Source organism: Streptomyces sp. NPDC107654 (assembly GCF_055639035.1).
Genome location: NZ_JBVKBI010000003.1, coordinates 150,497 through 173,575, shown reverse-complemented (window position 1 = coordinate 173,575; position 23,079 = coordinate 150,497). Strand labels below are relative to the sequence as shown.

Annotated in this window: 23 protein-coding genes and 2 pseudogenes; 12 read left to right on the top strand and 13 right to left on the bottom strand. The window is 74.4% G+C overall.

The genetic code is table 11. The features are described 5' to 3' along the window. Window positions 1-53 precede the first annotated feature (53 nt). Complete coding sequence (locus tag ACZ7N4_RS06855; RefSeq protein WP_471354585.1) at window positions 54-1,271, top strand: serine hydrolase domain-containing protein; 1,218 nt, start codon at window positions 54-56, stop codon at window positions 1,269-1,271. Next, the gene (locus tag ACZ7N4_RS06850; RefSeq protein ID WP_471354583.1) at window positions 1,268-2,884 is read left to right on the top strand and encodes an alpha/beta hydrolase; all 1,617 of its coding nucleotides are present in this window, start codon (window positions 1,268-1,270) and stop codon (window positions 2,882-2,884) included. The genes ACZ7N4_RS06855 and ACZ7N4_RS06850 overlap by 4 nt, the downstream gene beginning before the upstream one ends. Here ACZ7N4_RS06850 and ACZ7N4_RS06845 read toward each other — a convergent pair. Further along, a complete protein-coding gene (locus tag ACZ7N4_RS06845; protein ID WP_471354581.1) occupies window positions 2,877-4,874 on the bottom strand; it encodes a glycosyltransferase in 1,998 nt (665 codons plus the stop codon). The genes ACZ7N4_RS06850 and ACZ7N4_RS06845 overlap by 8 nt on opposite strands. Window positions 4,875-5,031: 157 nt before the next feature. Between ACZ7N4_RS06845 and ACZ7N4_RS06840 the strand changes: the two genes are divergently transcribed. Further along, on the top strand, window positions 5,032-5,277 hold the full coding sequence (locus ACZ7N4_RS06840) for a hypothetical protein (protein ID WP_471354579.1): 246 nt from the start codon (window positions 5,032-5,034) through the stop codon (window positions 5,275-5,277). A 297-nt stretch (window positions 5,278-5,574) separates the two neighbouring features. Here ACZ7N4_RS06840 and ACZ7N4_RS06835 read toward each other — a convergent pair whose 3' ends face one another. Further along, window positions 5,575-6,285 carry a class I SAM-dependent methyltransferase gene (locus ACZ7N4_RS06835; RefSeq protein ID WP_471354577.1) on the bottom strand — a complete coding sequence of 237 codons (711 nt, stop codon included), beginning with the start codon at window positions 6,283-6,285 and terminating at the stop codon, window positions 5,575-5,577. A 282-nt stretch (window positions 6,286-6,567) separates the two neighbouring features. On the opposite strand from ACZ7N4_RS06835, the gene ACZ7N4_RS06830 reads away from it, so the two are divergent. Further along, window positions 6,568-7,125 carry a DoxX family protein gene (locus ACZ7N4_RS06830; protein WP_471354575.1) on the top strand — a complete coding sequence of 186 codons (558 nt, stop codon included), beginning with the start codon at window positions 6,568-6,570 and terminating at the stop codon, window positions 7,123-7,125. A gap of 253 nt (window positions 7,126-7,378) precedes the next feature. Next, complete coding sequence (locus ACZ7N4_RS06825) at window positions 7,379-9,094, top strand: phosphodiester glycosidase family protein (protein ID WP_471354573.1); 1,716 nt, start codon at window positions 7,379-7,381, stop codon at window positions 9,092-9,094. Between the two features lie 180 nt (window positions 9,095-9,274). Here ACZ7N4_RS06825 and ACZ7N4_RS06820 read toward each other — a convergent pair whose 3' ends face one another. Together ACZ7N4_RS06820 and ACZ7N4_RS06815 are read right to left on the bottom strand one after the other, a co-directional pair. Beyond that, window positions 9,275-9,679: a hypothetical protein gene (locus ACZ7N4_RS06820; RefSeq protein ID WP_471354571.1), complete on the bottom strand. Its 405-nt coding sequence runs from the start codon at window positions 9,677-9,679 to the stop codon at window positions 9,275-9,277. 104 nt (window positions 9,680-9,783) lie between these two features. Continuing rightward, window positions 9,784-10,131: an ArsR/SmtB family transcription factor gene (locus ACZ7N4_RS06815; RefSeq protein ID WP_471354569.1), complete on the bottom strand. Its 348-nt coding sequence runs from the start codon at window positions 10,129-10,131 to the stop codon at window positions 9,784-9,786. A 717-nt stretch (window positions 10,132-10,848) separates the two neighbouring features. On the opposite strand from ACZ7N4_RS06815, the gene ACZ7N4_RS06810 reads away from it, so the two are divergent. Further along, a complete protein-coding gene (locus ACZ7N4_RS06810; protein ID WP_471354567.1) occupies window positions 10,849-11,835 on the top strand; it encodes an aldo/keto reductase in 987 nt (328 codons plus the stop codon). 277 nt (window positions 11,836-12,112) lie between these two features. Beyond that, complete coding sequence (locus tag ACZ7N4_RS06805; RefSeq protein WP_471354565.1) at window positions 12,113-12,445, top strand: hypothetical protein; 333 nt, start codon at window positions 12,113-12,115, stop codon at window positions 12,443-12,445. Window positions 12,446-12,484: 39 nt separating this feature from the next. On the opposite strand, the gene ACZ7N4_RS06800 is transcribed toward ACZ7N4_RS06805, so the two are convergent. Beyond that, window positions 12,485-13,495: a nitrilase-related carbon-nitrogen hydrolase gene (locus ACZ7N4_RS06800; RefSeq protein WP_471354563.1), complete on the bottom strand. Its 1,011-nt coding sequence runs from the start codon at window positions 13,493-13,495 to the stop codon at window positions 12,485-12,487. A gap of 216 nt (window positions 13,496-13,711) precedes the next feature. Further along, entirely contained in the window at window positions 13,712-13,951 is a 240-nt protein-coding gene (locus tag ACZ7N4_RS06795) for a hypothetical protein (RefSeq protein WP_471354561.1), read from the bottom strand. Between the two features lie 481 nt (window positions 13,952-14,432). Here ACZ7N4_RS06795 and ACZ7N4_RS06790 point away from each other — a divergent pair, with 481 nt between their 5' ends. The 5 genes and pseudogenes from ACZ7N4_RS06790 to ACZ7N4_RS06770 all read left to right on the top strand — a co-directional run bounded on the left by ACZ7N4_RS06790 (window position 14,433) and on the right by ACZ7N4_RS06770 (window position 17,732). Next, on the top strand, window positions 14,433-14,825 hold the full coding sequence (locus ACZ7N4_RS06790) for a RidA family protein (protein ID WP_467922164.1): 393 nt from the start codon (window positions 14,433-14,435) through the stop codon (window positions 14,823-14,825). A gap of 290 nt (window positions 14,826-15,115) precedes the next feature. Next, a pseudogene (locus tag ACZ7N4_RS06785) lies at window positions 15,116-15,435 on the top strand (cytochrome P450); the annotation flags it as partial. A 123-nt stretch (window positions 15,436-15,558) separates the two neighbouring features. After that, window positions 15,559-16,119, top strand: a complete 561-nt coding sequence (locus ACZ7N4_RS06780) for a quercetin 2,3-dioxygenase (RefSeq protein WP_471354559.1) — start codon at window positions 15,559-15,561, stop codon at window positions 16,117-16,119. Between the two features lie 357 nt (window positions 16,120-16,476). Continuing rightward, on the top strand, window positions 16,477-17,259 hold the full coding sequence (locus ACZ7N4_RS06775) for a prolyl oligopeptidase family serine peptidase (RefSeq protein WP_471354556.1): 783 nt from the start codon (window positions 16,477-16,479) through the stop codon (window positions 17,257-17,259). A 29-nt stretch (window positions 17,260-17,288) separates the two neighbouring features. Next, complete coding sequence (locus tag ACZ7N4_RS06770) at window positions 17,289-17,732, top strand: MarR family winged helix-turn-helix transcriptional regulator (protein WP_471354554.1); 444 nt, start codon at window positions 17,289-17,291, stop codon at window positions 17,730-17,732. A gap of 6 nt (window positions 17,733-17,738) precedes the next feature. Here the strand turns inward: ACZ7N4_RS06770 and ACZ7N4_RS06765 are convergent, their stop codons facing one another. From ACZ7N4_RS06765 to ACZ7N4_RS06735, 7 genes and pseudogenes are all read right to left on the bottom strand, one after another. After that, window positions 17,739-18,620: a DMT family transporter gene (locus ACZ7N4_RS06765; RefSeq protein WP_471354553.1), complete on the bottom strand. Its 882-nt coding sequence runs from the start codon at window positions 18,618-18,620 to the stop codon at window positions 17,739-17,741. Window positions 18,621-18,698: 78 nt separating this feature from the next. Continuing rightward, a complete protein-coding gene (locus ACZ7N4_RS06760) occupies window positions 18,699-19,244 on the bottom strand; it encodes a hypothetical protein (RefSeq protein WP_471355116.1) in 546 nt (181 codons plus the stop codon). Between the two features lie 66 nt (window positions 19,245-19,310). Then, window positions 19,311-19,940 (bottom strand): annotated as a pseudogene (locus ACZ7N4_RS06755) (hypothetical protein); the annotation flags it as partial. Next, entirely contained in the window at window positions 19,937-20,671 is a 735-nt protein-coding gene (locus ACZ7N4_RS06750; protein WP_471354550.1) for a DUF2071 domain-containing protein, read from the bottom strand. The gene ACZ7N4_RS06750 and the pseudogene ACZ7N4_RS06755, both read right to left, overlap by 4 nt. A 78-nt stretch (window positions 20,672-20,749) precedes the next feature. Continuing rightward, window positions 20,750-21,031: a hypothetical protein gene (locus ACZ7N4_RS06745; RefSeq protein ID WP_471354548.1), complete on the bottom strand. Its 282-nt coding sequence runs from the start codon at window positions 21,029-21,031 to the stop codon at window positions 20,750-20,752. A 103-nt stretch (window positions 21,032-21,134) separates the two neighbouring features. After that, window positions 21,135-21,815: a maleylpyruvate isomerase N-terminal domain-containing protein gene (locus ACZ7N4_RS06740; protein WP_471354546.1), complete on the bottom strand. Its 681-nt coding sequence runs from the start codon at window positions 21,813-21,815 to the stop codon at window positions 21,135-21,137. 417 nt (window positions 21,816-22,232) lie between these two features. Then, a complete protein-coding gene (locus tag ACZ7N4_RS06735; protein ID WP_471354544.1) occupies window positions 22,233-23,048 on the bottom strand; it encodes an ABC transporter permease in 816 nt (271 codons plus the stop codon). Window positions 23,049-23,079: the final 31 nt, after the last annotated feature.

Sequence of the window (23,079 nt, the reverse complement as noted above, 5' to 3'; positions counted from 1 at the left end):
CCGCCTGCCTGCCGGAGTGAGCGCGATCCCGGCGGTGCCTAGCGTTCTGTCACATGGCAAACCCGTTGAGCCCCTTACCCACTTCCGCGTTCCGCCGACGTACCGGCCTCACGGCCGTGGCCCTGGCCTGCCTGCTGACCGACGCCCCGACCGCCACCGCCGCGCAGCCGCCTCCGGCCGCTCCGCGCCCGTGCGGTCCCGGCACGGCGCTGAGCCGGTCCGTGCACCGCCTGGTGACGAGGAACCGGATCGCCGGCGCCGCCGTCCTGGTCACCGACGCCGGCCCGGACGCCCCCCGCGCCCGCCGGACGGTGAGCGACGGCGTGGCCGATCTGCGCACCGGCCGCCCCATGAACAGCACCGACCGGCTGCGCGTCGGCAGCGTCACCAAGACGTTCACCGCGACGGTCGTCCTCCAGCTCGCCGCCGAGCGACGGCTCTCCCTGGACGCGCCCGTCGAGCGCTACCTGCCGGGACTGATCCGCGCGGGCGGTCACGACGGCCGCCGGATCACCGTACGGCAGCTCCTCCAGCACACCAGCGGTCTGCCCGACTACCTCGAAGCCCCCGAATGGGAGCACCCCGACAGCGTGCGGTACCGCCACTTCGAGCCGCGCCGGCTCATCGCCCGCGCCCTGCGGCTGCCGCGTCCGGAGCACCCCTGGCACTACGCCACCACGAACTACCTCGTCGCCGGGCTGATCGTGGGCGCGGTCACCGGCCGCAGCCCGGAGACCGAGATCACCCGCCGCATCATCGCACCGCTGGGGCTGCACGACACGTACTGGCCGGGCGACGAGACCCGTATCCGGGGCCCGCACTCGCACAGCTACTTCACCGCGGAGGACGGCCGCCGGACGGACGGCACCGCCTGGAACACCACCTTCGGCGGTGTCGGCGGCGCCTTGGTGTCCACGCCCGCCGACCTGACCCGGCTGGCCTGCGCGCTGTCCACCGGCCGGCTGCTGCCCGCACCCCAACGCGCCGAGATGCGGCGCACGGTGGCCGCCGACCCCGACCGGCTCTGGCCCGGCGCCCGCTACGGGCTCGGCCTGATCTCCTCACCGCTGTCCTGCGGCGGCCGCTGGTGGGGCCACGCCGGGACCGTGCCCGGCGGCCACCGCGCGCTGGTCGCCACCGGGCCCGACGGCCGCACCGCCGCGGTCGCCCTGACCGAGGTGCCCACCACCCTCCGGGCCGAACGGGACTTCCTCGACGTCGTCGACACAGCCCTCTGCGAGGCCCCGCCCACCGAAAGGACCCCGGCATGACCCAGGCCACCTCCTCGCGCCGGCCCGCCCTGCCGCGCCGCCCCACCCCCCGGGCCGCGGCAGCCGTCGCCCTGTCCCTCGCGGGCGCCCTGGCCCTGGGCGCCGCCCCCGCCTCCCCGGCCACGGCCCGGCCGGCCGCCGACCCCCTCTCCCGCTACCATCACCAGCACCTCCGCTGGAAGAGCTGCCTGCTCGGTCCCGACGACACCACCGGCAGGGAACTCCAGCAGGCCGGCGCCCAATGCGCCGACGCCACCGTCCCGTTGGACTACGCCCGCCCCGACGGCCGTACCCTCACCGTCGCCATATCCCGGATCCGGGCCACCGACACCGCCCACCGGGCCGGCGCGCTGCTGCTCAACAGCGGCGGCCCCGGCGGACAGACGATCGGCGATCCGCCGTGGGTGCGCAAGGCCATGAAGGACGTCGGCGCGCGCTACGACGTGGTCGGCGTGGACCCCCGCTTCGTCGGCCGCAGCACCCCGCTGGACTGCCACTGGCCCACCGGCACCATGACCCGCGGCGCCGGCACCGGCCGGGCCGGCTTCGACCGCATGACCGCCTTCTCCGCGGACCTCGCCGAGCGCTGCCGCACCCACGCCGGCGACCTGCTGCCGTACGCCGGCACCCGGAACACCGCCCGCGACATGGACGTGATCCGCGCGGCGCTGGGCGAGCGACGGATCGCCTACCTCGGCTACTCCTACGGCACCTACCTCGGCCAGGTCTACGCGACGATGTTCCCCCGGCACACCGGCCGGTTCGTCCTGGACGGCGTGGCCGACCCCGCCCGCTACAACCCCCGGCTGCTGCGCGGCTCCGAGGAGGCCAACCGGCACGCCCTGCGCGGCTGGGCCGACTGGGCCGCCGCGCACGACGCGACGTACCGGCTGGGACGCACCCGCGGCGCCGTGCTGCAAACGGTCGACGCGGTCCGCGCGGCCGCCGCCCGCACACCCCTGCGCCTGGGCGGCCACCGGGTGGACGACCACGTCCTGCCCGTCATCGTGTTCAACGGACTCTCCCAGGACAACCCCACGGCCTACGGCGACTTCGCCCAGGGCGTGCGGGAGTTGCGGCGCGCCGCCGCGGGCCGTGCGGTCACCCCGTCCCCGTGGCTCGCCTCGTTGCTGGACTTCGTGCTGACCGGCCGGGAATCCGCCTACGGCAGCGCGCAGACGGCCATCCTGTGCGGGGACGTGGCCGCGCCCCGCGACCCGGAGACGTACTGGCGGGACCTGCGGCGCGCCGGAACGGCGGATCCGCTCTTCGCCCCTGTCACGAACGACATCAACGCGTGCGCCTTCTGGGACCCGCCGCGCGAACGCCCCACGACGATCCGCGACGACCTGCCGGCCCTGCTCGTCAACGCCACCGGTGACCCCCGCACCGTCTACCAGGGCGCGCGGACGGTGCGCCGGAACTGGCCCGGCTCCCGCCTGGTCACCCTGCGCGGAGCCGACCAGCACGCGGTCTACGGCGTGTACGGCAGCACGTGCGTCGACACCGCCGTCAACACCTACCTCGCGACCGGCCGCCTGCCGGTCCGGGACCTGACCTGTCCGCGCCCCACCACGGCCGGGGACCAGGGCGACCGACCGACGTCTACCTGAGACGCTGGGCGAGCGCCTTGACCAGGTCGGTCTTCGCGACCTTGAGGGCGAAGCGGTCGTCGGAACCGGGGAGGGGGCGGGCGTACCAGGGCAGTGCCAGGCGCCGCCACTTGGCGGGGGCCAGGTCCGCCGGAAGCGCGGGCAGGGGCAGGGTCCACGGGCCGAGCCGCAGCTCCCCGGTCCAGACGCCGGCCGGAAGGGCGCCGACCGGCACGGCGACGCGGAAGGCGCCGCCGGGGGAGGCGGGGCGGACCGGGAAGGAGACGGTGCCGCCCGCGCCGTCCTCCAGGGCGAGTACGAGGGTGCCCTCCGGGTGCTCGGCAGCGTCGAACCGGCCGCTGACGAGCAGCGCCGCGGGGGCGCCGTCGGCCCAGCGGATGTCCTTGTCGACGTGCAGAAGCCGCAGCACCCCGTGCTTGTTCTCGCCGACGTCGAGCGTGAAGTTGCCGTACGGCTTGGTGGTGTACAGGGTGACGGCGCGCAGGCCCTCGTCGGTGGCCACGATCCGCGTCTCGGCGTCACCGGAGACGCCGTCGGCGCGCTTGCTGCCGATCCGCACCTCCTTGGTGAGCCCCTGGGCGCCGACGGCCAGGGAGATGTCCCACAGCCCGTCGGCGAGCGGCTTGCCGTCGGCGGCGGTCGCGAGGTCGACGGTCGCCTCGAACCCGGCGAGGTCGTACACGTACCGGCCCTCGTCCTGGCCCGCTCCCAGTCCCGGGGTCGCGGTGTGCGTGACCGGCAGCCGGTACTCGGTCCCGCTGTCACGCTCCCGCAGGACCAGTTCGGTGGCGACGTCCCGGGTCTCCACCCGGTGCAGGTACCCGTGCCCGGCCAGGCGGAGCACACCGCCCGTCATCTCCGCACGGCTGACGTGGTGGCGGATGCCGAGCTGGGCGGTGACGTCGTAGCAGTCGTCGGGGATCGCACGCCCGGGGTCGCGCAGGAACGGGTAGCGGGCGAGCGCCCGGCCGCCGTCCACGAGGACGGGCGTGGCGACCTTTGTCCGGCCCAACTGCTTCTCGAACGCGATGAGTTCCAGCAGCTCGTCCAGCATGCGGTGGCGTACGAGGTACAGCCGCAGCCGGGCCATGGCCGAGAGCCGCTCGTTCATCCCGTCGTGCCACAACGGGTCGATGATCTCGGCCAGCCGGTCCAGCGTCTCGTACTGGCTCTCGCGGGGCTCGTGGACCAGGTGGTACGCCAGCAACTGCTGGACCTCCACGGTCAGATGCCGGTGCGCCAGGTGGTCGCGGCCCGGACCCGGCGGCACGTTCTCCAGGATCAGCTCGACCATGCGGGGCAGGAACCGCAGTCGCCGCTCGGAACCCTTGAGCCGGCGCGTGATGTTGCCCTCGTCCTCGCGCTGCACCCAGTACAGGCAGTCGTAGTCGGCGACCACGGAGATGCCTGAGGCGTGCAGATAGGCCGCGCCGACGAACAACTGGTCCTCGCCGATGGCGAGGTCGGTGGGGAAGCGCAGCCGGTGCCGCTCCAGCAGCTCCCGGCGGAACAGCTTCATCGGGTTGAGCGTCCAGTACACCCGGGACGAGAACACGTCCGTGCGCGGCTGGTTGCGCTGGAACATCGACGTCGGCGCACCACGGCCGCCGACCCCGACCATCTTGCCGAGCACGATGTCGGTGCCGTTCTCCTCGGCCATCGCCACCATGCGTTCCAGCGCCTCGGGGCCGAGGCTGTCGTCGGCGTCCAGGAAGAACACGAACGTGCCGGTGGCGTGGTCGAGTCCCGCGTTGCGCGGAGCCGACGGGCCGCCCGAGTTCTCCTGCCGGAAGACGCGCAGCATGGTGGGGTAGACGCCCTGGAGACGCTCCAGCTCGGCGGCCGTGCCGTCCGTCGAACCGTCGTCGACGACGATGACCTCGATGCGGTCACGGCCGATACTCTGCTCGGCGACGGACGTGATGCACCGGGTCAGGTAGGGCATCGCGTTGTACGCGGCTATGACGACCGAGACAGTGGCACCGGGCATGTACGTGCGCTCCCCATTACCGGGCGGCCCCGGGACGGCTTCGAGTTTTCTGTGAACCTACCATGGACAAAATGTGTCACCGTGGCGCATGCCCGGTGAAGTGCCGTTTCGTCTCGGGCACCGGTGGCGCGTGGGTATCGGGGATAGGGTCGGCGTCGTGAGCGGGACACGAAAGCGCGCGCGGCGGGTGGCGGACTCGGAGAAGGCGGCTGCCGCCGCGGCGTTCCTCGAAGGCCAGGAAATCACGCGGACCCAGTGCGTGCAGTGCTACTCGGAGATCGCCGGGGTCAACGGCCGCTACGCCTGCGGGAATTGCGGATGGGTGAATCCGTGGACGGAGGGGCACAAGCCGCTGCCGACGGCGGAGGACGATGTGCAGGCGCGGGAGTGCGCCCAGGGCTGACCGCCGGGCGGTACGGTGCCGCGCCGGGTGTCCCCGGGGTGCCACCGGGCCTCCGTCACGCCTGGCAGGGACGGCCGTAGTACGCGACGGCCGATGGCCGCCCCCCGTTCTGCCGTCGCGTACGGGCGGCCGGCCGGCGCAGGCCGCGCCGCCACGGCGGCACTCGCCGTTCACGCCTCCTCCCGTGATGCCGCCCCCCGTTCACGCCGCTTCCGCCGTTTGCGCTGCCCCCGCCTCCGGCGCCGCGCCCACCGCCGACCGCGCGCGGTCCGTCGGGTCAGGCGTGCGTCGTGAGGATCATGTACGGCGCGGTCCTCGTCTCCGCCGGGGCCTCGGAACCGGAGCCGTCGGCCGGAAGGGCGGGCAGGTCCACGTCGGGGGAGGGGACGCCGGCCCCGTTGGGCAGGGACCGGTGCCGGTCGAGGGAGCGGTGTAGGTGGTGCCGGTCATCGCGGAGCCGTCGCACAGCCGCAGTCGCGTGGCCACGGTGTCGCCGCCGTCGTACACGGTGTCCGGCTCGCCGTGGCGCGGAGTGGAGAAGGCCACGCCGGTCGCCGCCGGGCCGAGGTCCGCCAGGACGTACGGGGCGCCGGGGCGCGGGACCCGGCGGATCTCGGCGATGAGGCCGGCCGGCCGGTCGTCGTCCGGGGCCGTGCAGTACACCAGGCAGCACACGGCGGCATCGACGCCGGCGGCGAGCCGGTCGAGTTCCCGGCCGTCGAAGAGGCGGTGGAGACGCGGGAGTGCGGCCGGTCGGCCCGGGCGATGTCCAGCACGTCCGCGGAGGGGGGCGACCCCCGGACCGTCCACGCGCCGGTCCCCGCGAGCAGCGCCGCGACCGCGCCGGTGCCGCACCCGACGTCCAGGGCCGACCGGCCGGGGTCCGCCGGCGAGCCGTTCCGGCGTCGCCGGGAAGACGAGCGCCCCGGTCAGCCGCATGTCGCGGCCCCGGTAGGCGTCGGCCGCGGGGGTGCCGTCCCCGTCGAGGGCGTCTCCGTCGGCGATCAAGGCCGCTGCCTCCTGCGGTGAAGCCGGGCCCGGACGAGGGAACGGGAGGCTCCTTCGGCGGCCTGGGACACGGCGGGGCGCGGAGGCCCGCGCAACGGCGGGATGGCCGTGCGTCCGGCGTGCACGCCGGGTGTTCCGCCGCCCGGATGCAGGACACCGCCCGCGGCGGAAGGATCGGAAGGGAGGGCGCCCACGACGCCGCGGGGCCGCCCGTCACCGGTCGCTCGGTACCCGTCCGAGCTGGGGGACACGCCCGTCCGGCGTTCCGACCGGAGCAAGACCATGATGACGAAGCGCATTCCGAACCGTTCCGCGCGCCCGGCGCCACCGGCGGCACAGCCCGCCGCCGAGCCCCGCCTGACCGCCGCCGACTGCGGTCTGCTGGTCCTCCGGCTGACCGTCGGTCTGATCATGGCCGCGCACGGGGCTCAGAAGGTCTTCGGCCTCTTCGGAGGCGACGGCCTGACGGCGACCGGCAAGGCCTTCGCGTCCCTGGGCTTCCGCCCGGGAAGGCTCTTCGCCCTGATCGGAGGCCTGTCCGAGCTGCTCGGTGGCCTCGGACTGGCCCTCGGGCTGCTGACCCCGCTGGCCGCCGCCGCCCTGATCGGCGTCATGATCAACGCGATGGCCACGGTCACCGCCGCCCACGGCCTGTGGGACGCGAACGGCGGCGTGGAGTACAACCTGTGCATCGCGGCCGCGGCCCTGGCGGTCGCCGCCGTCGGCCCGGGCCGCCTGGCCGTCGACCGCTTCTTCCCGTGGGGGAGGGGCGGCTGGGGAGCGGCCGCCGTGGCCCTCGCCCTGGCCGGCCTCGGGGCCGGGCTCACGCTCGCCCTATGAAAGCGTGAACCCCCGGGTGGGACGCGGCCCTGCAGGACCGGGGGCGTCCCTTGGGTGGAGGACGCTCCTTGGACGATAGTCGCGGGCGAGGCTCTGCCGAGTTCACATGGCTGTCGGGATTACGTATGTTCGCGCAGCGGTGGGCGTCACCTACGCAGGGTGGAGTGGCCCACCAGTGCCAAGGTGTGCGTTCCGGGCCGCCGCGGGGTGGGCCGGGCCGGCCGCCCCCGACCATGCGTGAGGTGCGTGAAACATGCGTCGTCCCCTCGTCCGCTCCGCCGAACGGCGGTCCGCTCGCGTCCGTACGAGACTCGCGACGACCCTCGTGCTCGCCCTGACGGCTCCGGCGCTGCTGCCCGGCCCGGCGCAGGCGCGCCCCGCCCACACCGCGGTGGCGGGTCAGCGAACGGCGGCGACCGTGGGGCGGTCGGCTGCGACCGTGGCAAGGTCGAAGGCGACCGGGCAGCGGACGACGGCGACCGAGCGCTGGACGACGCGGACCCTCGCCCCCGGCGTCACGGTCCGTACCGGTGTCCTCCGGCACCCCGGCGTCGAGCACGCATGGACGGTCACCGTGCAGGCCCCGGCCGACACCCGGTGGACCACGAACGATCCGGACGCGCCCGTCACCTGGGCCGAGGTAGCCCCCCGCGCCTGGGCCGAGGACACCGCACGCGCGTTGACCCGGGCGGGCCTCACGCCCCGCGTGGAGAGCGTGCAGTGGCCGGACTACGCCGACACACCGCGCGGGTCGATGGGACACCGGGTGCGTGTGGGCCGTTTCGCCACCCAGCAGGAGGCGAGGACCACCGCGTCGTCGGTCACCGCGGCCGGGTTCCACCCCACCGTCTCCTGGACCGGATACGACGTCCAGGAACCGGCCGACCAGGAGAACGTCCATGTGGCGGTGATCGACCCCAGGACCTTCGGCGGACGGATCGAGGCCACCCACGACGGCAACGTGGCGCAGCGGGAGACCACCTCCGCGGTCGCGCGGAAGCTGAACTCGCTGGTCGGCGTCAACGGCGGCTTCTTCGTGCTGTCAGCGGGCGACGGCGTGCCCGGCACCATGTCCGGGATCGGCGCCTACCAGGGGGAGTTGGAGTCGATGGCGGTCGGCTCCCGCTCCGCCCTGCTCATCGAGGACGGTGGCCACCGCGTCCGGATCGCCGACCTGAGCAGCACCGTCACCGCCCGGGCGGGCAAGGCCGCATACGGCGTCCAGGGCGTCAACCGGGTGCCCGGCACGGTCCGGGACTGCGGCCGTCCCGGCAGCACGCCCAGCGAACTGCCCTGGCAGGACGTGACCTGCCGGCTGGCCGACGACATGGTCCGGTTCACCGACGCCTTCGGGACCGGTCTGCCGACCGGTCCGGGAGTGCAGGTCGTGCTGAACGCGGCCGGCCGGGTCGTGTCCGTCGGCGCGCGCGGCGGTCGCGTCCCCGGGGGCGGGTACGTGCTGCAGGGCATCGGCCGGGCGGCCGACTGGCTGACGGCGCACGCCGAGCCGTACGGCCGTATCAGAGTCAGTGAGGACGTCCGCACGACGGAGGGCCGGCGTGTCGTGCTCGGCGCCGGGGACTCCCTCGTCAGCGCGGCCCCGACGCTGGTCGAGGACGGCCGCGTCGACATCGACGCCGCCGCCGAAGGCGTGGTCGACCCCGAGTACACCTCCTTCGGGTACGCCTGGGCCGACGTCCGTCAGCCGCGCACCCTGGCCGGTGTCGACAAGCGGGGCCGGCTGATCCTCGCGACGGTGGACGGACGGCTGAAGAACGGCAGCGAGGGCTTCACCCTCCACGAGGCCGCCGTGTTCATGAAGTCGCTCGGTGCCGTCCAGGCGATGAACCTCGACGGCGGCGGGTCCACCGCGATGGCCGTCGACGGCACGCTCGTCAACCACCCGTCCGACGCCGCCGGCGAACGCGCGGTCGGAGACACCGTCCAGGTCCTGCCCACGGACCACTGACGATCGCCTGTCGCTGTCGCTGTCGCTGTCGCTGTCCCTGGCCGCCTGTCCGCCTGTCCGCCCGCCCGTCCCTTCCGCCTGCCGCTCTGCGACATCCGCACGGCGCACGCTTGGCCGCCGCCGGGAGCTGCCCCGGTCGAACGCGTACGGCCTTCGCCGCCGCGCTGATGCGGCTCACGCCTACGGGGCGAGCGGTGCGGGGCGGGGGGCCTGGGTCTGGGTGCCGGGGGCGCAGACGGCCACGGCCCAGAACTCGATGGTGTTCGTGGCGCTGGTGTTACGGGCCACCGCGTGCCATCCGTCCGTGGTGGGCGAGTTCGTGCGCACCATGAGGTCGATGACGCCCCCGTCGAAGGCGTTGTAGCCGCCGCCCGTGGGCACCTGCCCGGGTGGACAGATGGCTTCGGAACTGCCGGTCCCGCCCGGTGGGATCACGACGTGCCTGCCGTCGGCCCACGTGTAGTCCTCGGCCCGCGGGATTGTTCCCTTCCCGCCCGGCTGGTCGGCTGCGCCCCGGGCGGCGGCCGTTCCGCCCGGGGCGAGCACCGCGAGGGCGACCAGCGCGGGGATGGCGAACCTTCTCATCGGGACCCTTCCTCTCGTACGAGGGATGACAACCCCGATATGCCCTCCGTGCGAACGCGGCTGTCTCCCCCTCACACGTCCGGAGCAGGCCCCGTACGGGCCGGTCACCTGATCGCGGCGCCCGGGGCGACCTCCAGGGCCTCGTCGGCGGCGGCCCCCGCGAGGACGGCGTCCAGCAGTCCGGGGTAGCGCGCGTCGAGATCCTCACGCCGCAGGGACAACAGGTTCTCCCTGCCGGAGGGGTGCTGCCAGATGACGCCGCTCTCGCGCAGCACGCGCCAGTGGTGCGTCATCGTCGACTTGGCGGTGATGCCGAGGAGTTGCAGCACGCTGCCGCAGTTGTGTTCCCCGCCCGCGTCCAGGATGCGGATGACGGCGAGCCGTACGGGACTGCCCAGCGCGGACAGCACGCTCTCGATCCGGATCCGGTCGCGGTCGGGGTGACGGCTCATGGTCCCAACGTACCGCGACATTCATACCGACGGCTCAACTGTACGTGGACTGCCGAACAGTAGGTGTACGCAAGCCTGGGCTTCCCCGGGCAGACCCGGCAACTGGTGGTCAGCGCCTACGTCGTCTTCGCCGGCGGCTTCCTGCTGTTCGGCGGGCGTGCGGCCGATCTGCTGGGCCGCCGCGGGATGTTCTTCCTCGCCGTGTCCCTGTACGCCCTGTCCTCACGTCACAGGCTTCGTCATCGGCGTGCTCGGCACGGTCGTCCTCGCCCTCGGCTTCGACGCCGACGCGGGCTACGGCCTGCTGGTGCCCGGCCTGGTCGTCTCCGGCGTCGGCCAGGGCATCGTCTGCACCGCGATGTGAATCGCCGCCTCCACCGGCACCGCCCCGCAGGAACAGGGGGTGGCCAACGGCGTCGCCTCCACCGCCCTGAACCTCGGCAACGCCATCGGCCTGACGGTCTTCACCGTGATCGTCGACCTCGGCACCGAGGGCAAGGCCGGCGAGGCGCTCCGGACCGCCACGTCCGCCCGGCTTCCGCCACGTCCCCCGGCTTCCGCCACGTCCCCCCGGCCTCCGCCACGCTCGCCCGGTGCCGCCCGCCCACCGCCACGCCCGCCATGTGCCGTCCGCCCACCCGCCGTCGGTTTGACATGGAGCGCGCTCCAACACCTAGCGTCCCGGGAAACGGTTCGACCAGCTCAGGAGGCAGCGACATGACCAACGTCCCCACCCGGTATCTCGGCGAACTTGCGGTGTCCGCCCAGGGACTCGGCTGCATGGGCATGAGCCACGGCTACGGCGCCGCGGACGACGCGCAGTCGATCGCCACGCTGAACCGTGCCCTCGACCTGGGCGTGACCCTCCTCGACACCGCCGACTTCTACGGCTCGGGACACAACGAGGAACTGATCGGCCGGGCCGTCGCCGGGCGGCGCGAGGAGGTGGTGCTGGCCACGAAGTTCGGCTTCGCCAACCGTCTGGGCGAGCCCACCCTGATCCGGGGCGACGCCGCCTACGTCCGGCAGGCCTGCGACGCCTCGCTGCGCCGGCTCGGAGTCGACCACATCGACCTCTACTACCAGCACCGGGTCGACCCGCGGGTACCGATCGAGGAGACCGTGGGTGCCATGGCCGAGCTGGTGCACGCCGGCAAGGTGCGTCACCTGGGGCTGTCCGAGGCCGGCGCGCAGACCATCCGGCGGGCGCACGCGGTGCACCCGATCTCAGCGCTGCAGAGCGAGTGGTCGTTGTGGACCCGGGACCTGGAGGCGGAGATCGTTCCGGTCTGCCGTGAGCTGGGCATCGGCCTGGTTCCGTTCTCCCCGCTCGGGCGCGGGTTCCTGACGGGCCGTTATGAATCGCTCGACGCGATGGCGGAGACCGACGTGCGGCGCAGCCAGCCGAGGTTCGCCGACGGTAACCTGGAGCGGAACCTGGCGATCGTGGCGAAGCTGAACGAGCTGGCCGCCGCCAAGTCCGTCACCGCCGGCCAGCTCGCCCTGGCCTGGGTGCAGCACCGGGGCGACGACGTGGTGCCGATCCCCGGCACCCGCCGGCAGCGGTACCTGGAGGAGAACCTCGGGGCACTGGCCGTGGAGCTGACCGAGCAGGACCTCGCCGCGATCGAGGCCGCCGCCCCACCGGAGCGGATCGCCGGCAGCCGGTACGACGCGAACAGCCTCGCCTTCGTCAACCGCTGACCCCACTTGGGCGTGCCACGGAGCGAGCCGCCGGCGGCGGGGCCACGCTGGGTACAGGGCACACCCGGCCCGTCACCCACCGGAGGAGCGGATGCGCAGACCCGACGCACCACCCGTCATCGCCACGAGAGAGGCACACGCCATGCGCCCAAGGCACTCGACGCGCCCGGCACACCCGATGAGCCCCAGACACCCCAAGCCGTCGACGACCCTGACGACCCCGACGCGCTCGATGCGCTCGATCGGAAGGGGCACTGCCGCAGCTCTGGCAGGGGCCGTGGCGCTGTGCCTCTGGGCCCCGGTCCAGGCCGTCGCAGGCCCGGTCCGGACCGTCGCCGGCCCCGGCACCGCCCGGTCCTCGGCCACGTACTGCGGACCGGACAAGGCCACCGGGCTGGCGGTCTGGGCCGAACCGGCGGACTCCTGCGCCACCGCCCTGCAGGTGGCGAGCGCCTACGCCAAGGCCCGGTCCGGTACGGAACGCGCACCCGTCACGCTCCGTGTCGACAGCGGCACGTGGACCTGCCAGGAGCGTCAGGGCGACCCGAACCCCTACCAGGAGTGCGTCGACACGGGCGACAGCGGCCGCCGGGTCGTCCTCTCCTCCTGACCCGCGCACCGGACGCCTCCTGATCCCTGCCCGTGCCGGTCAGCCGGCGCGCACGGGGGTGCGGGCCGATTCGTCGACGTGCAGGGTGAAGACGTCGGGGCGCGCGTAGTGGCCGGTGGCGTCGAAGTCGAACCGGGCGCGGGCGAGGTCGTCCAGGTCGAGTTCGGCGGTCAGGATGCCCTCACCGTCGCGCAGCGGACCGGCGAGCACCTCGCCGAGCGGGGAGACGATGACCGAGCCGCCGCCGATCAGGACGGTGTCGGGCGCGTCGCCCTGGACGGGGTGGACGTCGGAGGGCAGCGCGTCGCGGCGCAGGTACTGGCCGGCGCTGAGGACGAAGCAGCGGCCCTCCAGGGCGATGTGCCGCATGGTGGCCTGCCAGGAGTCGCGGTCGTCCACCGTCGGGGCGCACCACAGGTCGACGCCCTTGGCGTACATCGCCGTACGGAACAACGGCATGTAGTTCTCCCAGCAGATGCCGGCACCGAGGCGGGCGGTGCCGGTGTCGACGACCGGGAGGGTGGAGCCGTCGCCCTGGCCCCACAGGTAGCGTTCCGCGGCGGTCGGCACGAGCTTGCGGTGCAGACCCAGGTAACCGTCGGGGCCGAAGAAGAGCGCCACGCAGTAGAGGGTCCCGCCCTGCCGCTCGACGGCGCCGACGACGGCGTGGCAGCCGAGTTCCCGCGTGACGGCGGCCAGGGTGTCGACCTCGGGGCCGGGGACGTCGATGGCGGCGGCGTGGTAGCGGCGGAACAGTTCGCGGCCGGCCGGGGTGCGACTGCCGACGCTGATGCCGAAGTCCAGGCCCTTGGGGTAGCCGCCGAGGAACGCCTCGGGAAGGACGACGACCTCGGCGCCCCGGCCGACGACGGCCTCCCGGACGAGTTCCTCGGCGCGGACCAGGGCGGCCGGCGTGTCGAACAGCGGGGCCGACGCCTGGACGACGGCGGCGGTCACGGTACGACGGGCCGCGGGGGCCGCGACGGTGGAGGGGGACACCGCGGACGCGGGGGACGCGGAGGACGCGACGGCGGGGCTCGGCGAGGTCATGGCACCGAGGCTAGGAACGCGGTCGGTCATCGAGCAAGCCGATGTCCGTGATGATCGACATCTACGAAACCGAATTCAGGAAGGCCGACCTGAACCTGCTCGTGGTCGGACACCCCGGCCCACCGCTGGCTCCGCCACCTCGTCGGCGCCACCGAGGCGCCCGCCCCCGGAACACCGCCGGACGGCCCGCGGTGACGTCCGCACCGTGGTCCCCGGTCACTGCGCCGGATCCTCCTCCGTACGTCGGACCGCCATCTTCACGGCCTGCTCCACATCGTGCCGCGACACCCCCTCGCGCGCCGACTGTTCGGTCACCGCTGCCTGGAACGCCTCGGACGCCCGCCGCCAGGCCTGCCACTGGGCGTCGTACTCGTCACCGCACAGGCCGGCCAGCCTGGCGCGCTCCGCTTCGGCGGAACGTTCCAGCCTGAGCAGTTCGTCCGGAATGTCTGTCATACCTGGATGCTATGCAGGGTGTCACCGAGTCGCCCGTCCACGCTCCGGCCGGGCGCCCGCGGGGTCGTCGGGCTTCGCATGGGGGCGGACCGCGGTGTCGGGGCCGGGCGAGACGCCTGACGACGCCGGACGTGCCGCGATGCCTTCGCATTCAATTAAACGACCCGGGGGAGTCCGGGTTGGCCGTTCCCGTTTCGGCCGGTGCCCTCGGAGCATCCCTGGTGGGACTCGTCAACCTCCGTGTTCCGCAGCTCAACGGCTGCGCCTGCTGCCTGCGACTTCATACATGTTCGGGCCGCGCTGCGGTCGCGGTGACGCGGGACGAGTTCGCCGACGACCGGATATCGGCGGTTGTCCGGGGTGGCCGTCACGATCAGCGCGTTCAACCGGGTCTCGATCATGGGCCGTCACCCGGTGCGGGCGGAGGGGTGAGGGGGCTGCGCGTCGACTTCCGCGCGCGCCGGCCTCTACCGTTCGACGTATGACGGAACGACGCGCCATACTCAGCGGCTCCCCCTTCGAGGACCAGATCGGTTACGCCCGCGCCGTGGTCGACGGGGAGTGGGTGCATGTCTCCGGGACCACCGGGTTCGACTACGCCGCCATGACCATCTCCGACGACGTGGTGGAGCAGGCCGAGCAGTGCCTGTGGAACATCGGGACCGCCCTGGCCGAGGCGGGGTGCGGCTTCGCCGATGTGGTGCGGGTGCGCTACATGCTGCCCGACCGCGCGGACTTCGAGCCCTGCTGGCCGGTGCTGCGCCGCTGTTTCGGCGAGGTCCGGCCGGCCGCCACCATGATGGAGTGCGGCCTCGCCGACCCCCGTATGAAGATCGAGATCGAGGTCTACGCCCGCCGCCCCACCGTGGGCTGAGCCACGTCCCGCCCGGGGGCGGAGCCGCTCCCGGGGCCGGACCGCCCGCGGTCCCTCCGTGCACCGCGGCGCAATGCCGCGACCCCGCCCGGCGGCGATGATCACGGCGGTGCGTTCCGGCCGATGTCGCGCGGCCGTTCCCTGATGCCGAGTGTGACGGCTGTCCGCCCGGTCACCGGCCGTCCGGCCTTCGGGCGGTCACCGCCGCCCGGCACCAGCGCAGGGGGCCCTGCAGCCGGGCCGGCTGCCACCCGCCCTGCCGGCGCGGCAAACCGGAGCGCCGATCACCGAACGTCCTGCGCAACGCCTCACCCGAGTGCCCGGCCGTCGACGGCGGCATCGGCGAGCGGGACGATGTCCTGCTGCTGCCGCAGCCGTCCCACCGGGACCCCACCCTGTGGGACGACCCCGACGCCTTCCGCCCGCGACGCCGGGACCGCCTGGACCCCGACGCCACTCCCGGCTACCTGCCTTTCGGGCACTCCTCGGAGCGCTGCCGGGGGTGGCGCATGGTCGTGCCGCCGGCCGAACCGCTGCTGGACCTGTCCGCGACTCCGGGCCGGTGGTCGATCCCGGCCGGCGGGTGGGCCGGGTGCCGCTGCTGGGGCTGCCGGCGCGGAGGAGGTGTGCTTCACGCGGACGCGCCGGTGAGGAGGGCCGGCGGGGCGCGCCGTTGGTCACGACCTTAGTGTCAGGTAACCTGACATTGCCGCGTCGGAACGGAGGCCCCCGCATGACCATCGAGTACGCCACCCGCCACCGTCCCCGCTCCTTCATCCCGCCGGAGCCGGGCAAGCCCTACTTCGTCGAGAAGGGTCTGGGCGACCGCGCGCACCTCTTCGGCGACCTCGTCACCATCTACGCGGGCGGCGAGCAGACCGAGAACACCTTCAACTTCTTCACCTGCGAGGGCCCGAAGGGGGATCTGATCCCCGCCCACTCCCACGCGGACACCTACGAGGTCTTCTTCATCACCCAGGGCGCCGTGCGGCTCTTCGTGGAGGACCTGGCGGGGGAGCAGCACGAGAAGCTGCTCACGCCCGGGGACTTCGGCTTCGTCCCGAAGAACTGCCCCCACGCCTACCGCATGGAACGCCATCACTCACAGATCGTCGGCGTCGCCGCCGGACCCGGCGGCACGTTCGAGCGGTTCTTCGAGACCCTCGGCACACCGGCGGACGAACTCGGCCTGCCGGCCCGGCCGTTCGTCCCCGACCCGGACAGGTTCGCGACCGTGCCCGGACAGTACGACGTCCGCTTCCTGCCCGGCCACCAGTGGCGCACCGGGAGCTGACACCCGTGCCGTACGTCGAGGCGCTGTCGGCAGGCGCCCCGGTCGGCGCGCTGCACGCACCGCCGCGGGTCGGATCGCCGGCGCCACCGCCGTCGCGCTGTTCGGTCTGCTCGGCTTGCTGTCGGGCCCATGCCCCCGCCCCGCTGACGGATGCCCGTCCCGCCCGAGGACGGACCATGCCCCCTCTGACAGCCCCCCGCCCCTGAAGACCCATCCCCGAAGACGACGTACCCGTGAATCCCGGCCGCGGCCCGGCCTTCCCCCGGGACCTGCTCGCACCGCCGGACCCCGGTCACCTGCCGCTGCCGTCGCCCGTCCCGCCCCGGCGTACGGCTGCTGCGCGGTGCCGTCCAGGCCGTGCCCGACGGAGCCCGGCCCCTGGAGACCGACCTGTGGCTGCCCGAGCCGGCAGGGGGACCGGTGCCGGTCGCCGTCTTCGTGCACGGTGGCGCCTGGCGCACCGGACTCCGCGACGACCGGAGCCACGGTTCCGGCACTGGCGGCCCGGACCGTTCGCCCGGCCGGCGCTGTCCGGGCCGGCCGTGGTCTGCGCCGACTACCGGCTCAGCGAAGCCCGCCACCCGGCCCAGCTCGACGACCTGCGCGCGCTGCCGGTCCGGCTGCGCGACCGGGCCGGCGACCTCGGCACCGACCCGGCGGGTGGTCCTCCGGGGCGAGTCCGCCGACGGCCACCTCGCCGCGCTCACCGTGCCGCACGACCCCGCCGGGCCGGTGACCGTACACGGACGCGTCACCTGGTACGCGCCCACCGACCTCAGCCGCCTCGCCGAGGACCACCCACCGGGCCGCTTCGACCCGCACGGCCCCGCCACCTTCGAGGCCCGGCTGCCCGGCGCGGCCCCCGCCGACGCCCCAGGCCAGGCCCGTGACGCCGGCCCCGCCCTGCGGGTGACCCCGCAGGCACCGCCGTTCCTGGTCCCGCACGGCACCCGGGACGAGCGGGTGCCCTGCGCCCAGGGCGAGCGGCTCGCGGAAGCCCTGCGGGCCGCGTGGGTCCCCCTCGACCACGCGCCCATGCCCGGCGAGAACCACCTGTGGGCGAGGCTCACCGAGGACGGGGTCGAGCGGTGCTTCGCCAGGACGGCCGGGTACCTCGCCCGCCACTGCGCCGGAGGATAATCACCGGGTCCCCGATCACCCGAGGAGCCATGAGTCATCGCGCCGCCAACCTGCCCCAGCTGCTGTCCGAGGCCCGCCGCTGGTTCGAGGACGCCCTGTTCGCCAGCATGGAGGCGGCGGGCGAGCAGCCCGTGACGACCGCGCAGGCCTCCGTCTTCGCGATGCTCGACGCCGAGGGCACCACCGTCTCCGAACTGGCCCGGCGCATCGGCGTCACCCGGCAGACGGCCCACCAGGCGGTGCACGGGCTGATCGGCATGGGGCTGCTGGAGCAGGCGCCCGACCCCGAGTCCGCACGCCGGCGTCTGATCCGTACCACCGCCGAGGGCCGGCGGGTGCACGAGCGGGCCCAGGCCACGATCACGGTGATCGAGTCGGCCCTGGTCGAGCGCATCGGGCCGGGCCCGGCCCGCGCCCTGCGCGACGCTCTGGCCTCCGACTGGGGTGCGCCCCCGCTCGTCGCCGCCCCCTGAACGGCCTCACGTCGCGTGCTGCCGCTCCTCCGCCGGAACCGGCAGCACGACGATGCGCTGGACGGCCCGGCTCAGGACCAGCACACCCCCGAAGATCAGCAGGGCACCGCACACCTCCGGCACGAGCCACCAGCCGGTGCGGATCCGCTCGTCGAAGAGGGTGATGCCCAGGGCCAGGCTCACCACCGCGTCGCCGATGGTCAGCGCGGGCTGCGCCGCGGCCAGCGGACCGGCCTGGAGCGCGTTCTCCAGCAGGAGCACGGCACAGACGCCGGCGAGCGCGAAGCCGTACGTCTGCCAGGACCGCAGGAACGCCGTGAAACCCTCGTCGGAGAAGGTGCCGCTGGCCGACTTCAGCAGGGCGGCGGTCAGGGCGTTGCCCGTGGCGGAGGCGGCGGCCAGGAGCGCGGCGCGCCGGGCCGGGGGACGCCCCCGGCCCGCCAGGAGAACGGCCACGGCCATCACGCCGGCACACAGGCACACGGCCGGGATCCACCGGCCGAGCGGGGCCTGGTCGGTCGCGCCGTGCGGGGCCGCCGCGACGAGCAGCACGGCGAGGCCCGCGACACAGCCGCCGACACCCCACCAGCCCCAGCGCGGCAGCCGCCGGTGCATCAACGGCGCGGCGACGAGCAGCGCGAACGGCAACTCCAGGATGAACAGCGGCTGGACCAGCGCGAGCGGGCCGTTGACGAGGGCAAGGCTCTGGAACAGCGCGGCGCAGACCACGCCGGCCATGCCGATCACCCAGAACGGCCGGCGCACCAGCTCCGCGAGCAGCCGGACCCCGCCGCGGCTGCTGACCGAGGCGGCTTTGCGCTGGAACGCGGTGCCCACGGCGTTGCTCGCCGCCCCCGCGACGGCGAACGCCGCGGCCAGTTCGATCACGACCATCTCCCGCCTGCCGGCAGACCTCCGGGAGGAGGATCGGGTCCCTTCAGCCTACGAAAGGCACCGCCGCACCGCTCAGTTCCGGGCCGCCGGGCGAAGGGCCGCCTCCGCCTCGTGCACGCGCCACTCCTCCACGGTCTCCTGCTGGTGTTCGGCCCGGTCCAGGAGCGTGTCGAGCAGCACGGTGTCCAGGCGCCCGTCGGTCGCGGCGAGCCGGCGCAGGGTCGCCCAGCCGGCCGCCTTGCCCTCCACCCCGAGCCGCAGCGCCTCCAGTTCCAGCACGGTGCTGAGCGGAGAGCGCCGCACCAGGCGTCCGTTGCCCTTCAGCCGGGCCGCCTTCTCGGCCGTCCAGCCCGCCCATACCTTGTAGTGCCGCACCGGGACGTCCAGGTCCCGCATGATCTCCAGCAGCGTCTCCCGGTCCTCGTCGATCTCGACGGCGACGGGACCGAGGGCCCGGCCGAGCGCGGAACCGCGGGAGGCGCGGGCCAGATGGCCGACCCGCTGGGCGCCCGCGGTGGCGCCGGCCAGGTGGTCGTTGAGATAGACACCGAGCAGTCTCGTGTCGGTGCCGCCGGTGGACTCGGGCCCCGGCGTACCGGAGCGTTCCGGTCCGTTCATGGCAGGCCTCCTTCGTGGCTTCCTCGGCAGGGGACGGGGGCGGCGCCCGCGGCGTCCGGCCGCGCGGGGTGCGCCGACCGTCGTCGTGACGCGTACCAGGCTCGGCGTGCGGGGCGTCGAGCCGAAACCGAAGCGGACGGCGGGCTCGACCGGGGTGAGGGGGCCGAGGTCCCGCCCTTCGTGGACGGCGCTCGCCGCGGCGATCCGGTGCACATCGCGCGCGCCGTACCACTCGCGCCGGCCACCACCGGCACTGCCGCGGGTCCGCACCCCGAGCAGCATCCGGGCCGGCGGGTCGGTCACCACCGTCCAGCGGGCCGCGGCGGCCAGCGCGCCGGGGACGGCCCGCAGCAGGACCCCCGGGAGAGTCCTGCGGCCGACGGTCAGGCGCAGCTCGAACAGCGAACCGGCCGTGACCGCCCACCGGTCCCCGGTGACGCGGACCCGCACCGGTACGATCCGCACCTCGTCGAAGGCGTAGGTGCCGGCGATGAAGTCCGCGGTGCGCCGGGTCGGGGCCAGCAGCAGACGGTGACCGTCCTCCCGCTCCAGCATCACGTCGCTGAACGGGCCGAACGGCGAGCGGGGCCAGTGCCCGAGCACCACCCGGGTCCCGGACGCCGTCCCGATGCCGGCGATCCAGCCGTCGAAGCGGAGCCGGCCGGCCCGGGCCGGGCCCCGCGCGGACGCGTTCATCCGTCCCGGGCGGCACGGTCGCGGACCCCGCCGCCGAGCCCCACCGGACGCACCACGCCCAGCCGTACGTTCCGCACCCCGTCCGGGAAGGGCGCGAGCGGCTCGGTCACGGGCGGCGGCAGCCCCACCACCCGGGTGCACGTCTCCTCCGGAGCCAGGGGACGCGCCTCGCGCAACGGCCAGGAGGCGCGCTCGACGGGCGTCTCCCGGAGCGCGCCGCGGCGCCCGATGAAGGCGCGCCGGCGCGAGGTCGGCCACACGTCCAGCCGGCTGGGCCGGGTCGGCTCGCCCGGCCGGACGGCCATGCGGTACCCCGGACCGACGCGCCGCCGGGCGCCGGAGTGGTGCACCGCGTCCTCGCGCCGCGCCGGCTCCGGACGCCCGACGTGGTACGACACCCCCACCACGCGGGCGGCCGGTTTCACCGGGCAGGCCACCTCGACGGTCGGGAACCACAGCCCCTGCCGGCCGCTCGGCCCCCGGACACAGGCGCGCAGATCGGTCTCCGCGAACGGGGGCAGGGCCGCCGGCGGCCCCGGCGGGCGCACACCGGACACGGGGAACGGCGTGAGGCCCGCCCAGGCCGAACCGTCGTACGTGTCCACGGCCGGCCCGCGCGGCAGCGGGGGCCGGACCCGGGCGGGCGGCCACGCCCAGTGCACGAACGTCCGGGTCAGCCGGCCGGCGCGCAGCGCCGGGACGCGCACACGCTGCCGGGGTCCATACGACACCACGCGCACCGACTCCCCCGGAGCGGGGCGTCGAAACCCGGCGCCCCGTGTCGGTCCGCCCCGCCCCGGGCACCGGGCTCAGGTGGCGCGTGTCCCGCCGCCCCGGCGGATGCGGCCCAGCAGGTCCCGGTGGTAGGCCGCGAGTTGCCCGGCCGGCACCGGGGCGGGGCTCCCGGCCAGCGTGTACCAGGTGTCACCCCCGGAGTGCTGAATGGCGACCCGCACACTGCGGCCGTCGGGCAGGAGGATCGTCGCGACGGTGAGATCGCCGGTGATGACGCCGACCTCGTCGGTCATCGCCCCGCCGGGACCGGCCGTGACCCGGTCGACGTAACGGTTGATGCTGGGAGGGTTGTTCATGGGGCGCAGGTTTCCACCAACCCGACCGGGATGCCCCGCACCGCGCAGGCGGCGCGCACGGCTGTCGCCGCGTTGGAGGTGCCGCCGCGGGACCGGCCGCTCTTCAGCCGAACAACGGGAGCCGCTCCGCCGCCGTTCCCAGGGCGCCGCGCTCGGCGTCCGTGGGCGCCGCCCGCCCGGTGCCCACACGCGCGTACCGCTCGTCGCTCCACTCCGCCGGGGCGGGCCGGCCGAGGAGGCCGTCCAGCGTGGCACGCACCGCCGCCAGGCCCTCGGGGGAGGGGCCGGGGGCGTGCGGGAGGTGGACGGTCAGGTCGAGATGGTGGACGGTCGCCTCCACCGCCAGCGTGGTGATCAGATCCCCGGCCGTCAGCACGTGCCCCTGCGTGGCCACCCGCCGCTCGGGATCGGCCGCCTCCGCCGCGTGCACGGCCGCCGCCAGCGTCTCCAGATACAGCTCCTGCATCTGGCCGAAGACCAGGAACATGCTCCCGTTCACCCGCACCCAGCGCCGGCCGTTCGCCGCCCCGGCGCTGTCGGGCCGCCAGCCCTGCCAGTAGCTCACCGCGTCCCGGTCGACGGGCCCGTCCGACGGCGTGTGCAGGGCCACCAGACCGCGCTGGGCGTCCTGAAGACAGTGGAACACCAGATCCCGCACCGCCCAGCCCGTGCATCCCGTCGGCAGCCACGACTCCTCGTCCCCCAGCCCCGCGACGACGACCGAAACGGCCTCGTAGGCGGCGCGCAGGACGCGCGCCGGATTCGTGGCGTTCACTGGGCTCATGGGTCTCCTCGGCTGGGCTCCGCGGTACGCCCGCCGACCGGGGACCGAGGCCGGTCTCCCGGTGCCGCCCGGCCGTGGCACCCGCCACGGCGGCGAGCGGGGTGGCCGGGCACGCCGGGCTCGACGACTGTGCGGGCGCGCGTGTCGCCGTCCGCTCGCGTCCGGCCGGTACGGCCCACCCGCGCATGGTAACGGCGGTGCCGGCCGGACGGGATCCGATTACTTCCCGGTGTACGGCGGTCGTCCTCCGCCCCGGCCGCTTCGTACGCGGCGAGGGCGGCGTGGGCCGGATGGCGCGGGGCCAACCGTCGATCATGTTTCCACCGCACCCCCGCGGCGGCCCGGCGGTTCCGTTCCGGCAAGGGCGGCACCGTAGTGCCCGGCCGAACGCGGAACGTCGTGCGGCCGTACGCCCGTTCAGACCCGGCTGGACGTCGCCGTGTCCGCGGACAGCCGTTGGGCGACGTAGATCGGGATCACCGACAGCAGGACCAGTACGGCGGCCACGACGTTCACCACCGGGGCCTGTTGCGGCCGGGTCATGTTGCCGAAGATCCAGATGGGCAGGGTCTCGATGCCCGGTCCCGCGGTGAAGGTGGTGACCACGATCTCGTCGAAGGAGAGCGCGAAGGCGAGCAGTGCGCCGGCCAGCAGCGCCGAGCGGACGAGCGGGAAGGTGATGTCCGCGAAGGCGCGGAAGGTGCTCGCGCCGAGGTCCATGGCCGCCTCCTCGTACGAGCGGGAGGTACGGCGCAGCCGGGCCACCACGTTGTTGAAGACGACGACGATGCAGAAGGTGGCGTGCCCGACGATCACCGTGAACAGTCCGAGGCCCACGCCGAGCGGCTCCAGGACCGTGCTGAAGGCCGAGTTGAGCGCGATGCCCGTGACGATGCCGGGCAGCGCGATCGGCAGGACGACGACGAAGGAGACGGTGTCGCGGCCGAAGAAGCGGTGGCGGGCCACGGCGAAGGCGATGAGCGTGCCGAGGACCAGCGCGACGGCCGTGGCCCCCAGCCCCGCCTTCACCGAGACCCACAGGGCGTCGCGGGCACCGGAGTTGCGCGCGGCCACCGACCACCAGTGCACGGTGAGCCCAGGCGGCGGCCAGCCCGCGCTGCGGTCCGGGTTCAGGGAGTTGACCAGGACCAGCAGCAGCGGGACGTAGATCACTGCGAAACCGAGCCCGGCGCCGATGCGCAGGGCGGTCCGCGCGGTGCGGCTGAGATGCATGGCGCTCTTCTCCTCCGGGTGCCGATGGGTT